The organism is Nesterenkonia halobia (assembly GCF_039536005.1).
In the GTDB taxonomy this organism is placed as follows: Bacteria; Actinomycetota; Actinomycetes; order Actinomycetales; family Micrococcaceae; genus Nesterenkonia; species Nesterenkonia halobia.
Map to the genome: position 1 here is coordinate 47,958 of NZ_BAAAYG010000002.1, position 14,529 is coordinate 62,486.

Genomic DNA, 14,529 nt, shown 5'->3' on the forward strand with positions numbered 1-14,529 from the left:
CCCAGTCTAGGCGTCCGACCCGCCGTCAGTGGAGGCGATCCCGGGACGGGTCCACTGTGCGGTCGGACGCCCCGGACGTTCCCCATGGTCGCCGATGCCGACGGCGCGACCGGAGACGTCGGTGCGCAGGTAGCTGTGCGTCGGATCCTGCGGCCAGCCGGCCGGGGAATCCTCCCAGACCTCCTGGCGGCCGTAGGGGGTGAGATCGAGGAGGTCCAGTGTGGAGAGCTTCTCCACCCCGCGGCCCGTCGTCGAGTAGGTCAGGAACACCCGGTTCCTCCGCCGCAGATAGCAGGTGATGCGCCCGCCGCCGCCCACGGCCGGATCCTCGACCTGCTGGTTGGAGTACCAGGGGTGGGTGTAGCCCATGAAGGCGCGGAACCGGGCCAGTTCCTCATAGGGCCCGTCGCCGAAGACGGCGAAGCTCACCCCGCGGGCGTTCAGATAGGGCCAGGCATCGCGGATGTTCCAGAGATTGTGCGTGCAGCCCTCGCACTGTCGGTCGAAGGGCTCGCCGTCGTAGAACATGTGTCGGTAGACGATCAGCTGCTCGCGCCCGTCGAAGACGTCGACCAGCGGTGTCGGCCCCTCAGGGCCGACGAGCTCCACCGGGGCGACCTCGGTCATCGGCAGTCGCCGGCGCTCCGCGGCGATCGCGTCGCCCTCTCGCGTGTGGGCCTTCTCGTGCAGCAGCACAGCCTCCCGGCGACGGCGCCAGGTCTCGCGGTCGACGACCGGGGGAACCGCCTCGCCGTCCTCACCATGCCCGTCGGCGCCCGGGGGCTCAGGTGTGTCCGCGTCTCGTCCGCCGCTCATCGTGACCTCCCGCCGTGGGCCCGCACCGGCGACGAGCCCGATCGAGGCCTTCAGTCTCGCGCGGCGACCCGTGGGGAGTCACCCCCTGGGGCCGCCGCGCGGACCGCCGGGCGCCGCCTCGCAGCACCCGCGATGCTCAGTCGCTCACGGGATCGTGTAGCCGGCGGCCCGGGTGAGCTCGTACCACTCCGCGCGGGTCAGCGGGATCTCGGAGCCCTGGGCGGCTCCGGCGACGCGCTCCGGCGACGTCGTGCCCAGCACCACCTGCATGTCCGCCGGGTGGCGGGTGATCCAGGCGGTCGCGATCGCGATGGGCGGCACGTCGTAGGCGGCCGCCAGCCGGTCGACGACGGCGTTCAGCTCCGGGTAGCGGTCCGAGCCGAGGAAGGGGCCGTCGAAGAAGCCCGCCTGGAACGGCGACCAGGCCTGCACGGTGATGTCGTGCAGCCGGCAGTAGTCCAGCAGGCCGTCGTCGCGGCTGACCGACTGGTCCAGGTTCTGCATGTTCGCCGCCACGCCCTGGGCGACCAGCGGCGCGTGGGTGATCGACAGCTGAACCTGGTTGGCGATGATCGGCTCGTCGACGTACTTCCGGAGCAGATCGATCTGCCGCGGGGTGTGGTTGGAGACGCCGAAGGCCCGGACCTTGCCGGAGGACTTCAGCTCGTCGAAGGCCGCGGCGACCTCCTCGGGCTCGACCAGCGCGTCGGGGCGGTGCAGCAGCAGGATGTCGATGTAGTCGGTGTCCAGGGCCTCCAGCGATCCTTCGACGGAGGAGACCAGGTGCTCGCGGCTGAAGTCGAAGTACGGCCCTTCGCGGACGATGCCGGCCTTGGTCTGGAGGGTCCACTCCTCGCGCTCCGAGGGGGTCAGCTGCGTCGCCTCGGCGAAGCGACGTTCGCAGCCGTGCAGCTCGGCGCCGTAGACGTCGGCGTGGTCGAGGAAGGTGATGCCGGACTCGCGGGCGGTGCGCACCAGCTCGCGGACCTCGTCGTCGGTCTTCTCCTGGATGCGCATCAGGCCCTGGACGATGTTCGGGGCGGGCAGGCGGACGTCGGGCATGTCGATGGTCTTCATCAGGTCTCCTCGGGGATCTCGCGGTGGTCGTGCGGGACAGGTCAGGGTGCAGGCCGGAGGGTCGGACGGGGCCGGAGGGCCCGCCGGTCAGGAGGCGGAGAGCCGGGCGAGCTGCTCGGCGCTCAGCGTCAGCTCCGCCGCGGCGGCCGAGCTGTGCACGCTCTCCGGCCGCGAGGCGCCCGGGATGGGCACGACGACGTCGGCCAGCGAGAGCTCCCAGGCCAGCGTCACCTGCTGCGGCGAGGCGCCGGTCTCCTCGGCGACGGCGGCGAGCTCCGCGTGGTTCGCCGCCAGGTCGGCGGCGTTGGCGATGCCGCCCAGCGGACTCCACGGCAGGAAGGCCACGTCCTTCTCGGCGCAGCGCCGCAGCTCCTCCTCGGAGGAGCGGAAGCGCGGGGAGAACTGATTCTGCACCGAGGCGAGCCGGCCGCCGAGGACCTCGTCGGCCTCGTCGATCTGCGACAGGTCCGCGTTCGAGATCCCCGCCATGCGGATCACCCCCTCCTCGAGCAGCTCGACCAGCGCGCCGATCGACTCGGCGTAGGGGACCTCCGGGTCGGGGCGGTGGAACTGGTGCAGGCCGATGGCCTCGACGCCGAGGCGGCGCGCGGACTCCTTCGCCGCGGCCTTGAGATGCTCGGGGCGGCCGTCCTGGGTCCAGGTGCCGTCTCCCGGGCGCAGGTGTCCGGCCTTGGTGGCGACCAGCACCTCGTCGGCGTCGGAGCCGCGGCTGCGGAGCGCTGCGGCGATGAGCTCCTCGTTGTGGCCGGCCTCGCCGGCGTCGCGGTGGTAGGCGTCGGCGGTGTCGATGAACGTGACGCCGGCGTCGAGCGCGGCGTGGACGGTGCGGATCGCCTGATCGCGGTCCGGGCGGCCCTCGATGGACAGCGGCATGCCGCCGAGTCCGATGGCCGAGACGGACCGGTCGCCGATTCTGCGGGTCTGCATGGGGCTCTTCTCCTCCGGGGGTCGGGGCGCGCGCCGGCCGGCGACGTCGCGTCGAGGCTGAGGATGCGGCGGCGAGTGGAGTCCTCGGCGTGCCGTGTGTCACTCTATGGAGGCTCGATTGAGAAAGTCCAACAATCGCCGGCACTGGACGGCAGAAGCAGGAGCGATCAATGGATCTGCGGCAGATGGAGTATCTGCTGGCGCTGGCGGAGGAGCGGCATTTCACCCGGGCCGCCGAGCTGGTGGGCATCTCGCAGTCGGGCTTCTCCGCGGCGATCCGCGGGCTGGAGGAGGAGCTGGGCACCGCACTCTTCGACCGGACCACCCGACGGGTGGTGCCCACTGAGGCCGGCGCGGCGCTGCTGCCCCATGCCCGCCGCCTGCTCGCCGAGGCCGCCGACGCCCGCGACACGGTGGTCACCGCCAGCCGCGCGGTGACCGGCCGACTGCGGCTCGGCTCCGAGCAGTGCCTCGGGGTGGTCGACGTCGTCGCGCTGCTCGAACGCTTCCACCGGCGCCACCCGAACGTGGAGATCGAGTTCACCCAGACCGGCTCGCAGGACCTGCTGGCCATGCTGCGCGCCGAGGCGCTCGACGTCGCCTTCGTGGCCGGCGACCGGCATCTGGATCCGCTGCCGCACCGTCGGCTGGGGGAGGAGCAGCTGGTGCTGCTCGCCGCTCCGGAGCATCCGCTGGTCGCCGGCCGCGGTCCGCTGGCACGTCGCGAGCTCGCCGACGCGGAGTTCGTCGACTTCAACGACTCCTGGGCGATCCGCGCGCTCAACGAATCGGCCTTCGGCGATCAGGGCATCACCCGCCGGGTGCGCTGCGCGGTCAACGACGTGCACTCGCTGCTGGACCTGGTGCGCCGCGGGCTCGGCGTCGCGGTGGTGCCGCGGCACGTCGCCGCCAAGCCGCAGGCGGCCCCGCTGGCGGCGCGGCCGCTGGCGACCGACGCGCCGACGTGGACGGTCTCGGCGGTGTCCACCTCCTGGGATCGCGTCGAGGCGCCGGCGACGCATCTGCTCGAGCTGCTCGACGACGCCCCGGCGTGCGGGACGGAGGCCGCCTGAGCACGGGTCGGCACGACGGCGCGGCGGCGTGACGGCACGACGGCGCGCCGGTGCGCCCTGTGCGAACGTCCGGGGCCGCGGTGCGCGTCGGGCGGCGCGACCCGGCACAATGGGGCCATGGCGATGAACGCATCCATGACTCCCCAGCAGGCCGGCGGCCTGCCGCGCGGCGAGCTGCTGGGCCGCTACCGCACGTACGAGGAGGCCCAGCAGGTGGTGGACCACCTGGCCGCGTCCGAGGGCTTCGACGTCAAGATGCTGACCATCGTGGGCAATGACCTGCGGTCGGTCGAGCACATCCGCAGCCGGCTGTCCTACCCGCGGGTCGCCGGCGCCGGCGCGGCGCAGGGGGCGATGTTCGGCGCCTTCATCGGCTTCCTGATGTACCTCTTCGGTCCGCAGGCGAATCCGCTGGACATCCTCTTCGCCGTGCTGCTCGGCAGCGCGGTGTGGATGATCGTCGGAGTGATCGGCTACGCGGTGCGCCGCGGGCGGCGGGACTTCGCCTCCTCCTCGCAGCTGGTGGCGACCTCCTTCGACGTCGTCTGCTCCTTCGACGCCGCCGGCCACGCCCGGCGGCTCATGCAGGGCGTCGGAGTCTCCAGCATGCAGCCGGCGCCGGCGCCGGGCCCGCAGGCGCCGGTGCAGCAGCCGGCTCCCGGCCCGCAGCAGCCCGTGCCCGGCCAGCCGGGCGCCCAGCCCGGTCCGGACGGCGGACAGCCCGAGGGCTCTCCGGCGGCGCAGGCCGCGGAGCCGCGGGCCGGCTACGGCGATCTGCCCGACGGCCGGCCGCGCTACGGGGTGCGGACCACCAGCTCCTCGAGCGCGAGCAGCGCGACGAGCGCCGCGCCCGCCGCCGAGCAGCAGGCGTCGGAGCAGCAGGGGCCGGAGCAGCAGACGCCGGAGCAGGCGCCGTCCGAGTCCGCGGAGCCGTCCGCCCCGCAGGATGCCTCATCGCAGCAGGACGTGCCGGCGCAGCAACCCGCCTCGTCGCAGCAGGCACCTCCGCAGGACGCGTCGTCGCAGCAGGACGAGTCCTCCGAGGAGACCACCCGCTGAGTGGTCGATTCCGACGGCATCTCGGTCCGACACGCCGCGTCGAGCCCGCCGGATGCCGTCATTCGTGACCACTCGAGTTCGCCGCAACACGCGAACTCGTGACCACGTGAGCTCGTGACCACGCGAGATCGCGACCCCGCGCCGTCGCGGCGGGGGCGTCACACTTCGGAGCGCCCGCGCCCGGTCAGCGCCTGCCAGAGGAAGGCGACGATCACGCCGCCGGCGATCGCGAAGATCCAGGTGCCCAGGTCGAAGAACGACTCGCCGATGCCGACGCCGAAGAGCGCCGAGGCGAGGAAACCGCCGAGCATCGCGCCCAGCACGCCGGTGATCAGTGCGGCGATCCAGCCGCCGGGCTGCTTCCCCGGCAGGATGGCGCGGGCGATCGCTCCGGCGATCAGTCCCAGGATGAGCCAGCCGATGATGCCCACAGGAGCCTCCCTCCGCTCGATGCGACCCCGGAGAGAACGTCGGGGGTCGTCGATGGGGTCAGCATACGGCCCCGCCCCGGCGCACCGGGAAGGCCTGCGGGCCGGTGACGTGCGCGGACGCGGCCGCCGTGCGACTGCTGCGCAGTCAGCGGCCTCGTCCGTCGAGACCCGGCGCCGGGTCAGCCGCGGGCGCGGGTGCCGGCCTGGACCTCGCGCATCCAGGCCTCGACGTCGTCGGGCTTCCGCGGAAGCTCCGCGGAGAGGTTCTCCGCGCCGTCGGCGGTGACCAGCACGTCGTCCTCGATGCGCACGCCGATGCCGCGGAACTCCTCCGGCACGGCGAGGTCCTCGGCCTTGAAGTACAGCCCCGGCTCGATGGTGAAGACCATGCCCGGCTCGAGCACGCCGTCCAGGTACAGGTCCCGCTTGGCCTGGGCGCAGTCGTGGACGTCCAGGCCCAGGTGGTGGCTGGTGCCGTGCGGCATCCACCGGCGGTGGTGCTGGCCGGAGTCGGCCAGGACCTCCTCCAGCGGCTCCGGCAGCAGGCCCCAGGAGTCCAGGTGCTCGGCGAGCACGGTCACTGCGGTGCGGTGGACCTCGCGGAAGCGGATCCCCGGGCGCACGACGGCGAAGGCGGCGTCGGCGGCGGCCAGCACGGCCTCGTAGACCTTCCGCTGGACGGGGGCGTAGGTGCCGTTCACCGGCAGGGTGCGGGTGATGTCGGCGGTGTAGAGCGAGTCGGCCTCCACCCCGGCGTCCAGCAGCAGCATCTCGCCGTCGCGGACGGCGCCGGTGTTGCGGATCCAGTGCAGCACGGTGGCGTTGTTGCCGCTGGCGGCGATCGTGTCGTAGCCGAGGTCGTTGCCCTCCAGCCGCGCCCGGGAGAAGAAGGCGCCCTCGACCACGCGCTCGCCGCGGGTGTGGCCGACGGCGCGCGGCAGCACTGAGACGACGTCCTCGAAACCGGCGATCGTCGAGCGCACCGACTCGCGCAGCTGCGCGATCTCCCAGTCGTCCTTGACGAGCCGCAGCTCGGAGAGCTCCTCGGCCAGCTCGGCGTCGGTGGCGTCGGAGGCCTCCAGATCCATGCCGGTGTTGATCCGCGAGGTGTCGACCAGCGCGTCGACGTCGAAGTCCACCTCGCGCAGCAGCCGGATGCGGGTGCCGCCGAGCTCGGCGGGGCCGGCATCCTTGGTCACCGCGACCTCCAGCTGGGACACGTCGGCCGTGCGCACGCCCAGCCGCTGACGGAACTCCTCCAGATCCGGGCGCGGGCCGATCCAGAACTCGCCGGAGCGGGCGTCGGCGTAGAACTCCTCGGTGTCGCGACCGGCCATCGGCTTGAAGTACAGCGTGGACTCATGGCCGGAGCCGTCGTCGCCGGCGCCCTCCTCGACCGGTTCGAGGACCAGCGCGGCATGCGGCTCGTGGTCCAGGCCCAGGCCGGTGAGGTGGGCGAAGGCCGAGTGCGGGCGGAAGCGGTAGTCGGTGTCGTTCGAGCGGACCTTCAGCGGGCCGGCCGGGATCACCAGGCGCTCGCCGGTGTGGTTCCGCGAGACGCGGGCGCGGCGGCGCGCGGCATGGTCGGCCACCGCGTCGCGGGCATGCTCGACCTGCTCGGCCGGCGCCCAGTGGGAGGCCATGAACTCCTTGAACGCCTCCGAGGTCGGCTTCTGCGACCGGTTCGACCCGCGCTCCTCGAGGGGCTGGCCCTCGGCGCCGGCGGCCTCGTCGGAGGCGGTCTCCTGGTCCGGGCCCGCGGGGGTGAGCGTGGTCCGCTCGACGGAGGAGACGACGTCGAACTCCTCCGCGGGGCCGGCCGATCCGGCCGGCTCGGAAGACTCGGAGGACTCGTGGGAAGACGGATGATTCTGCGAACTGACCATGCTCCATAGTCTGTCACTTCGGTGCGCGCGGTCCCACCGGGGCAGTCCCGCCGGCGCGGGATCGGCCCGGCTCGTCGTGCCGGATGTCACGTCCTGACCCGGTCGCCACGCCCGGGCCCGGACGTGACGACCCGGTGCGGACGTGACACGCGGGTCGGGCAGCGAGCCGGGCAGGGGCCGGGCCGGGGTCGGCCGGCGAGGCGCGACGTCGTCGGTCCGCGCAGCGCTTCCGCGGGGATACAGTGAGGGGCATGGGCGTCGACCTGCATGCGCACTCCTGGTACTCCGACGGCACCGAGCCCCCGGCGGCCGTGGTGGCCGCCGCCGCCCGCGCGGGGCTGGACGGCATCGCGCTGACCGACCACGACACCACCGCCGGCTGGGCGGAGGCGATGCGTGCCGCGGGGGAGCACGGGGTGCTGCTGGTCCCGGGGATGGAGATCACCACGCTCTCCGCGGACGGCATCAGCGTGCACGTGCTCAGCTACCTCCACGACCCGCACGAGCCCCAGCTCGCGGAGGCGATCCGCGGTGCCCGCGGCGGTCGCTGGGAGCGGGCGCGGCGGATGACCGAGCTGCTCGCCCAGGACTTCCCGCTGACCTGGGAGGACGTCCTGGCACACGTGGCCGACGGCGCCACGCTGGGCCGGCCGCACCTGGCCGACGCGCTGGTCGCCGTCGGGGTCGTCGCCGATCGACAGCAGGCCTTCGACCGTCTGCTGCACCGCAGCTCGCCCTACTACGTCCCGCAGCTGAACATGCGTCCGGACGAGGCGATCCGGCTGATCCGCCGGGCCGGGGGAGTGCCGGTGCTCGCCCACGGGATGGCCTCCGCACGCGGCCGGACGCTCGCGGCCGAGCAGCTGGAGGACCTCGTCGAGGCCGGGCTCGGCGGCGTCGAAGTCCGGCACCGGGACAATCCGCCGCAGGGGCGGCAGGTGCTGCTCGAGCTGGCCGCGCGCCACGATCTGCTCGTCACCGGGTCCTCGGACTACCACGGTGCGGGCAAGCCGAACCTGATCGGGGAGAACACCACGGATCTGGACACTGTCGCCGAGCTGCTCGATCTCGCCACCGGCGTCCCGGCGTACGGACATCTGCCGCGCTGAGGCGCGGGCGAGCTGGGGCCGGAGCGGCGGCTCCGACCCCGCGGGCGGACAGCCGCGGGCGAGGTCCCGTAGACTGGGAGACCATGACCGACGACGTGCTCCCCGCCCCCGCGCCGCAGCGGGCCCGGCGGCTGCCGCGCGCCCAGCGTCGGCGCCAGCTGCTCGACAGCGCGCTGCAGGTCTTCGTCGCCAAGGGGTACCACAGCACCTCGATGGACGACATCGCCGAAGTCGCCGAAGTCTCCAAGCCGGTGCTCTACCAGCATTTCCCGGGCAAGCATGAACTCTTCCTGGATCTGCTGGAGACGCATCTGGGCCAGCTCGAGGAGATGCTGGTGGCCGCGCTGAGCTCCACCGAGGACAACAAGGAGCGCGTCACGGCGACGATGACCGCCTTCTACGAGTTCATCTCCCGCGAGGACGAGGCCTACCGGCTGCTGCTCGCCTCCGGGATGGACAACGACGAGGCCGTCGAGTCCCGGCTGGACCGCTTCTTCGACCGCATCGCCGTCCGGATCGCCGAAGTCATCGTCGACGACACCGGCCAGCCGATGGCCGAGGCCACGCTGCTCGGCCACGGGCTGATCGGCATGGTCACCGCGGCCGCGCGGCACTGGTCCCGGCTCTCGGAACGTCCTGACCTCGACGTCTCCTCGCAGCTGACGGCACGGCTGGCCTGGCGGGGGATCTCGGGCTTCCCGAAGGAGGGCGAGGCCGCCTCCGGCGACTCGGCGGCCTCGGCTCCCGAGTGAGCCGGCGACGGCGCGGGCCGACGTCGCGCCGACCGCCGACCTGACCGCCGTCCCGATCGCCGACCCGTCCACGGGCCCGCCCGCCGGTCCGGTGAGGTGCTGAGCCGACGTGGTGGGTAGTATCGGGGAGGATGACGACGTCGCCCCGTCGGCCGTGCGCGGCCGCGGGGGCCGGCGTCGGAGCGGAGACGTCAGGGCCGCGCGGGCTCCGTGCGGCCCTGCAGAGACACGGAGGAGCACCATGGAAGTACGTATCGGAGTGCAGAACGTCACCCGCGAGATCGTCGTCGAGACTGATGCCACCGCCGAGGACGTGCAGCAGCGCGTCGCCGAGGCGGTCGAGCAGAACAAGCCGCTGCTGAGCCTGCAGGACCGTCGGGAGAAGACCATCGTGGTCCCCGTCGCGTCCATCGGCTATGTGGAGATCGGCTCCGACACCAAGCAGACTGTCGGCTTCGCCGCAGTCGCCGAATGAAAGAACCTATGACTGAACAGACCACTGCATCGGCCGACGAGGCCGAGTCCGCCGAGACCGTCGAGGCGCCGCAGACCGCCGAGGAGCAGGTGACCTTCGCCGACTTCGCGGTCCGCCCCGAGATCGTCGAGGCGCTGGATCAGAAGGGCATCGTCACGCCCTTCCCGATCCAGGCGGAGACGCTGCCCATCGCGCTGGGCGGCAGCGACATCATCGGCCAGGCCAAGACCGGAACGGGCAAGACCCTCGGCTTCGGCATCCCCGCGCTGCAGCGGGTGACCACGCCCGATGACGCCGGCTTCGACGAGATGGAGGCGCCGGGCTCCCCGCAGGCGCTGATCGTCACGCCCACGCGCGAGCTCGCCGTCCAGGTCGCCCAGGACATCAGCGTCGCCGGCGCGAAGCGCGGCGCCCGGGTGGCCACGATCTACGGCGGCCGCGCCTACGAGCCGCAGATCGAGGAGCTGCAGCGCGGCGTCGAGATCGTCGTCGGCACCCCGGGCCGACTGATCGACCTGCACCGTCAGCGCTACCTGAAGCTGAAGAACATCAACATCGTCGTGCTCGACGAGGCTGACGAGATGCTCGACCTCGGCTTCCTGCCCGACGTGGAGAAGATCCTCTCGGCGGTGCCGGAGATCGGCCGCCAGACCATGCTGTTCTCGGCGACCATGCCGGGGCCGGTGGTCTCCATGGCCCGCCGGTACATGACCAAGCCGACCCACATCCGCGCGGCGGATCCGGCCGACGAGGGCGTGACCAAGAAGGACATCCGGCAGGTCATCTACCGGGCCCACCAGCTGGACAAGGACGAGGTCATCGCCCGGATCCTGCAGGCCGAGGGCCGGGGGCGGACGATCATCTTCACCCGGACCAAGCGGCAGGCCGACAAGCTCTCCGCCGAGCTGATCTCCCGCGGCTTCGCCGCCGGGGCCATCCACGGCGACCTGGGCCAGGGTGCGCGCGAGCAGGCGCTGCGGGCCTTCCGCACCGAGAAGATCGACGTGCTGGTGGCCACCGACGTCGCCGCCCGCGGCATCGACGTCACCGATGTCACCCACGTCATCAACCTCACCGCGCCCGAGGACGAGAAGGCCTATCTGCACCGCGTCGGCCGCACCGGCCGTGCGGGCCAGAAGGGCACCGCGGTGACCTTCGTCGACTGGCAGGACGTCCCGCGCTGGAAGCTGATCAACAATGCGCTGGGTCTGGGCGTGGAGGAGCCGGTGGAGACCTACTCCTCCTCGCCGCACCTCTACGAGGACCTGGACATCCCGAAGGGCACCAAGGGGCGCCTGCCGCGCCACAAGCGCTCGAAGACCGGACTGGACGACGAGACGCTCGAGGAGCTGGGCGGCGCCGACGCCGACAGCCGCAAGAGCTCGTCCTCGCGCGGCCGGAGCCGGGACGACGCGGCGCAGAGCGGTTCGGGACGCGGCGGTTCGGGCCGGAGCGGCTCGGGACGCGGCGGCCGACGGCGCACGCGCCGGTCCTCCGACGAGGCCGGAGGCCGGAACGGCCAGGCCGAGGGCCAGAGCGGCCAGGGCCGCCAGAACGGCCAGGACGGCGGCACGGCGGAGGCCGGCGAGTCGAGCCGGAGCGGATCCGGCGGCGGGCAGCGGCGCCGGCGGCGTCGTCGTCGCGGCGGGTCCTCGGGCTCCGGCGCGCAGAGCGGCTCCACGAACGGCGACGGCGGACAGGCGGGCTCGGGCGCCTGAGCCCGGGGCCGAGTGAGGACCTGCATCGGTGACGACCGCATTCGACCCGGACGGTCCGTCGCTGGTGCTCGAGGGCGAGAACCTCGAGCACCTGCGCGGGCTGCCGGACGGCGGCTTCGCCATGATCTATCTGGACCCGCCGTTCAACACCGGCCGGGCCCGGACCAGCGTCCGCACCAGCACCACCCGGCACGCCGAGGGCGACCATGTCGGCTTCGGCGGCCGACGCTATGAGACGGTGCGTCGGCTGCTGGCCGCCTACGACGACTCCTTCACCGACTACTGGGAGTTCCTCGAGCCGCGGCTGCTGGAGGCCTGGCGGCTGCTCGACCGGACCGGCACGCTGTATCTGCACCTGGACTACCGCGAGGTGCACTACGCGAAGGTGATGCTCGACGTCGTCTTCGGCCGGGAGTGCTTCCTCAACGAGATCGTCTGGGCCTACGACTACGGCGGCCGGACGAAGAAGCGCTGGCCGACGAAGCACGACACCATCCTGGTCTACGTCAAGGATCCGCAGGCCTATCACTTCGACGCCGAGGCGGTGGACCGCGAGCCGTACATGGCGCCCGGGCTGGTCACCCCGGAGAAGGCCGCCCGCGGCAAGCTGCCCACCGACGTCTGGTGGCACACCATCGTCTCTCCGACGGGCCGCGAGAAGACCGGCTACCCGACGCAGAAGCCCACCGGACTGCTGCGCCGGATGGTCGCCGCCTCCTCCCGGCCCGGCGACTGGGTGCTGGACTTCTTCGCCGGCTCCGGCACGCTGGGCGCAGTCGCCGCGGAGACCGGCCGGCGCTTCGTCTGCATCGACTCCTCGCCGCACGCCGTCGAGGTGATGGGCCGCCGGCTGGGCGCCCACGCCGAGGTGCATCCGATCGATCCGGAGCGGAGCTCCGGCACGGGGACGGACGGACGGAGCCTGCCGCTCGGACCGCCCGCCGCGGGACAGGAGGCGCCGTCGTGATCGAGTTCCGTCAGGTGTCGAAGACCTACTCCGACGGCACCGCCGCCGTGGAGGACTTCAGCCTCACCGTGCCCTCGCACACCACCACAGTGCTGCTGGGCTCCTCGGGCTGCGGCAAGACCACGCTGCTGCGGATGGTCAATCGCATGGTCGAGCCCACGGCCGGCTCGGTGCGCATCGACGACGTCGACGTCGGCACTGTGCGGCCGGTGGCGCTGCGGCGCAGCATCGGCTACGTCATGCAGAACTCCGGGCTGATGCCGCATCGTCGCGTGGTCGAGGACATCGCCACCGTGCCGCGGCTGAACGGCGTCCCGCGGGCCGAGGCCCGCCGGCGCGCGATGGAGCTGATGGAGGTCGTCGGCCTCGATCCGCAGCTCGCCCGGCGCCATCCCGGCCAGCTCTCCGGCGGCCAGCAGCAGCGCGTGGGCGTCGCTCGCGCGCTGGCCGACGACCCGAACATCCTGCTGATGGACGAGCCCTTCGGCGCCGTCGACCCGCTGGTGCGACTCGAGCTGCAGCGGGAGCTGCGCCGGCTGCAGGACGACCTGCGCAAGACGATCGTCTTCGTCACCCACGACATCGACGAGGCGCTGGCGCTCGGCGACCAGATCGTGGTCCTCCGGCCCGGCGGCCGCACCGCCCAGACGGGCACGCCGCGCGAGCTCGTCGAGGCGCCCGCCGACGACTTCGTCTCCCGCTTCCTGGGGCTCGGCGCGGGGCGGCGGAAGCTCCGCGCCGCGCCGCGTCCCGGCGGGGGACAGGTGGTCACCGACGACGCCGGCCGGCCGCTGGGCGTGCTCGACGACGCCGACGGCGGGCCCTCCGCCGGCGCCGGGGAGTGACCGCCGTGCAGTGGATCCTGGAGAACCTCCCGCAGATCCTGGAACTGACCGTCGACCACCTGCTGCTCACCGTCCCGGCGGTGCTCGCGGCCTTCCTGCTGGCGCTGCCGCTGGGCCGGCTCGCCGTGCGGCTGCCGCGGCTGCGCGAGGCGCTGGTCGGCGGCATCGGACTGCTCTACGCGATCCCCTCGCTGCCGCTGTTCATCGTGCTGCCGCTGATCCTGGGCACCAGCATCCGGGAGCCGGTGAATGCGGTGATGGCGCTGACGCTGTTCGGTCTGGCGCTGATGGTGCGCTCGGCCGCCGACGCCTTCGGCTCGGTGGAGGAGGACGTGCGGCTGGCCGCCGTCGCCGTCGGGCACTCCGCCGCCGGCCGCTTCCTGACCGTCGAGCTGCCGCTGGCCGGCCCGGCGCTGCTGGCGGGGCTGCGGGTGGTCTCGGTCTCGACGATCAGCCTGGTCAGCGTCTCGGCGGTGCTGGGCATCACCAGTCTCGGCTCGCTGTTCACCGATGGCTTCGAACGTGGCATCGTCGCCTCGATCGTCGCCGGCATCGTGATGACCGCCGTGCTGGCGCTGGTGCTGGATCTGCTGCTGGTCGCCCTCGGCCGGGTGCTGATGCCCTGGCGGCGGCCGGCGCCGCGCCGTGCCGGCTCCCGAGAGGCGGCGCGGGCCGCGGAGCGGGGCGCGGCATGACCCCGCTGCTGGAGGCGCTGGACTGGGTGCTGACCGCCGACTCCTGGACGGGGCCGGGCGGACTCGGCGTCCGCGCCGGCGAGCACCTGCTCTACTCGCTGCTCGCCGTCGGGCTCTCGGCGCTGGTCGCGCTGCCGGCAGGGCTGTTCATCGGCCATACCGGCCGCGGCCGGGGGATCGCCGTGGTCAGCACCGGAGTCACGCGGGCGCTGCCCACGCTGGGGGTGATCACCCTGGTGGCGCTGGCCGCCGGGATCGGACTGACCGCTCCGATGGTCGCCTTCATCGTGCTGGCGGTTCCCTCGATCCTCGCCGGCGCGTACTCCGGCGTCGAGGCGGTGGACCCGCAGGTCGTCGACGCCGCCCGCGCCCAGGGGATGAGCCCGCGGCAGGTGCTGCTCGGCGTGGAGGTGCCGCTGGGCCTGCGGCTGATCCTCGGCGGCGTGCGGCTGGCGACGCTGCAGGTCGTGGCCACGGCGACGCTGGCCGCCTACGTCGGCGCCGGGGGCCTCGGCCGGCCGCTGTTCCTGGGCCTGCGCAACCACGACTATGCCATGATGCTGGGAGCGTCGATCGTGGTGATCCTGCTGGCCGTCGTGCTCGACGCGCTGTTCGCCCTCGGGCAGCGCCTGCTCGCCCGCCGGCCCGGCATCGCCTGATCCACCAGGAAGGGGAACG

The 14,529-nt window shown here is 72.9% G+C and carries 15 protein-coding genes; 10 read left to right on the top strand and 5 right to left on the bottom strand.

Features of this window, described 5'->3' with window-relative positions:
• Window positions 1-6 precede the first annotated feature (6 nt).
• The 3 genes from ABD652_RS01015 to ABD652_RS01025 form a co-directional block, all read right to left on the bottom strand.
• Window positions 7-816, bottom strand: a complete 810-nt coding sequence (locus ABD652_RS01015) for a DUF899 family protein (protein WP_344717335.1) — start codon at window positions 814-816, stop codon at window positions 7-9.
• 144 nt (window positions 817-960) lie between these two features.
• Window positions 961-1,893, bottom strand: a complete 933-nt coding sequence (locus tag ABD652_RS01020; RefSeq protein ID WP_344717336.1) for an aldo/keto reductase — start codon at window positions 1,891-1,893, stop codon at window positions 961-963.
• Between the two features lie 87 nt (window positions 1,894-1,980).
• Window positions 1,981-2,841, bottom strand: coding sequence for an aldo/keto reductase (locus ABD652_RS01025; RefSeq protein WP_344717337.1), 861 nt, complete (start codon window positions 2,839-2,841; stop codon window positions 1,981-1,983).
• Between the two features lie 170 nt (window positions 2,842-3,011).
• Between ABD652_RS01025 and ABD652_RS01030 the strand changes: the two genes are divergently transcribed.
• Together ABD652_RS01030 and ABD652_RS01035 are read left to right on the top strand one after the other, a co-directional pair.
• Window positions 3,012-3,914, top strand: a complete 903-nt coding sequence (locus ABD652_RS01030; RefSeq protein WP_344717338.1) for a LysR family transcriptional regulator — start codon at window positions 3,012-3,014, stop codon at window positions 3,912-3,914.
• A gap of 117 nt (window positions 3,915-4,031) precedes the next feature.
• Entirely contained in the window at window positions 4,032-4,973 is a 942-nt protein-coding gene (locus ABD652_RS01035) for a YflT domain-containing protein (RefSeq protein ID WP_344717339.1), read from the top strand.
• 158 nt (window positions 4,974-5,131) lie between these two features.
• Here ABD652_RS01035 and ABD652_RS01040 read toward each other — a convergent pair whose 3' ends face one another.
• A complete protein-coding gene (locus tag ABD652_RS01040) occupies window positions 5,132-5,404 on the bottom strand; it encodes a GlsB/YeaQ/YmgE family stress response membrane protein (RefSeq protein WP_344717340.1) in 273 nt (90 codons plus the stop codon).
• A 179-nt stretch (window positions 5,405-5,583) separates the two neighbouring features.
• A complete protein-coding gene (locus ABD652_RS01045) occupies window positions 5,584-7,290 on the bottom strand; it encodes an aminopeptidase P family protein (protein ID WP_344717341.1) in 1,707 nt (568 codons plus the stop codon).
• A gap of 251 nt (window positions 7,291-7,541) precedes the next feature.
• Between ABD652_RS01045 and ABD652_RS01050 the strand changes: the two genes are divergently transcribed.
• From ABD652_RS01050 to ABD652_RS01085, 8 genes are all read left to right on the top strand, one after another.
• A complete protein-coding gene (locus ABD652_RS01050; protein ID WP_344717342.1) occupies window positions 7,542-8,399 on the top strand; it encodes a PHP domain-containing protein in 858 nt (285 codons plus the stop codon).
• Window positions 8,400-8,482: 83 nt separating this feature from the next.
• Window positions 8,483-9,151 (top strand): TetR/AcrR family transcriptional regulator, encoded by a 669-nt coding sequence (locus ABD652_RS01055; RefSeq protein ID WP_344717343.1) that lies wholly within the window; start codon window positions 8,483-8,485, stop codon window positions 9,149-9,151.
• Between the two features lie 241 nt (window positions 9,152-9,392).
• Entirely contained in the window at window positions 9,393-9,626 is a 234-nt protein-coding gene (locus ABD652_RS01060) for a DUF3107 domain-containing protein (RefSeq protein WP_010525176.1), read from the top strand.
• A gap of 8 nt (window positions 9,627-9,634) precedes the next feature.
• The gene (locus ABD652_RS01065) at window positions 9,635-11,344 is read left to right on the top strand and encodes a DEAD/DEAH box helicase (RefSeq protein WP_344717344.1); all 1,710 of its coding nucleotides are present in this window, start codon (window positions 9,635-9,637) and stop codon (window positions 11,342-11,344) included.
• A 28-nt stretch (window positions 11,345-11,372) separates the two neighbouring features.
• Window positions 11,373-12,311, top strand: a complete 939-nt coding sequence (locus ABD652_RS01070; RefSeq protein WP_344717345.1) for a DNA-methyltransferase — start codon at window positions 11,373-11,375, stop codon at window positions 12,309-12,311.
• Complete coding sequence (locus tag ABD652_RS01075; protein WP_344717346.1) at window positions 12,308-13,156, top strand: ABC transporter ATP-binding protein; 849 nt, start codon at window positions 12,308-12,310, stop codon at window positions 13,154-13,156. Before ABD652_RS01070 ends, ABD652_RS01075 begins: the two co-directional genes overlap by 4 nt.
• Window positions 13,157-13,161: 5 nt before the next feature.
• Entirely contained in the window at window positions 13,162-13,851 is a 690-nt protein-coding gene (locus ABD652_RS01080) for an ABC transporter permease (protein WP_344717347.1), read from the top strand.
• The gene (locus ABD652_RS01085) at window positions 13,848-14,510 is read left to right on the top strand and encodes an ABC transporter permease (RefSeq protein WP_344717348.1); all 663 of its coding nucleotides are present in this window, start codon (window positions 13,848-13,850) and stop codon (window positions 14,508-14,510) included. The genes ABD652_RS01080 and ABD652_RS01085 overlap by 4 nt, the downstream gene beginning before the upstream one ends.
• Window positions 14,511-14,529: the final 19 nt, after the last annotated feature.

Excerpts from the sequence above, each read along its gene's own strand:
- ABD652_RS01065 (WP_344717344.1), top strand. The coding sequence starts at position 9,635 with ATGACTGAACAGACCACTGCATCGGCCGACGAGGCCGAGTCCGCCGAG.
- ABD652_RS01015 (WP_344717335.1), bottom strand. The coding sequence starts at position 816 with ATGAGCGGCGGACGAGACGCGGACACACCTGAGCCCCCGGGCGCCGAC.
- ABD652_RS01025 (WP_344717337.1), bottom strand. The coding sequence starts at position 2,841 with ATGCAGACCCGCAGAATCGGCGACCGGTCCGTCTCGGCCATCGGACTC.
- ABD652_RS01055 (WP_344717343.1), top strand. The coding sequence starts at position 8,483 with ATGACCGACGACGTGCTCCCCGCCCCCGCGCCGCAGCGGGCCCGGCGG.
- ABD652_RS01045 (WP_344717341.1), bottom strand. The coding sequence starts at position 7,290 with ATGGTCAGTTCGCAGAATCATCCGTCTTCCCACGAGTCCTCCGAGTCT.
- ABD652_RS01020 (WP_344717336.1), bottom strand. The coding sequence starts at position 1,893 with ATGAAGACCATCGACATGCCCGACGTCCGCCTGCCCGCCCCGAACATC.
- ABD652_RS01050 (WP_344717342.1), top strand. The coding sequence starts at position 7,542 with ATGGGCGTCGACCTGCATGCGCACTCCTGGTACTCCGACGGCACCGAG.
- ABD652_RS01085 (WP_344717348.1), top strand. The coding sequence starts at position 13,848 with ATGACCCCGCTGCTGGAGGCGCTGGACTGGGTGCTGACCGCCGACTCC.
- ABD652_RS01060 (WP_010525176.1), top strand. The coding sequence starts at position 9,393 with ATGGAAGTACGTATCGGAGTGCAGAACGTCACCCGCGAGATCGTCGTC.
- ABD652_RS01035 (WP_344717339.1), top strand. The coding sequence starts at position 4,032 with ATGGCGATGAACGCATCCATGACTCCCCAGCAGGCCGGCGGCCTGCCG.
- ABD652_RS01030 (WP_344717338.1), top strand. The coding sequence starts at position 3,012 with ATGGATCTGCGGCAGATGGAGTATCTGCTGGCGCTGGCGGAGGAGCGG.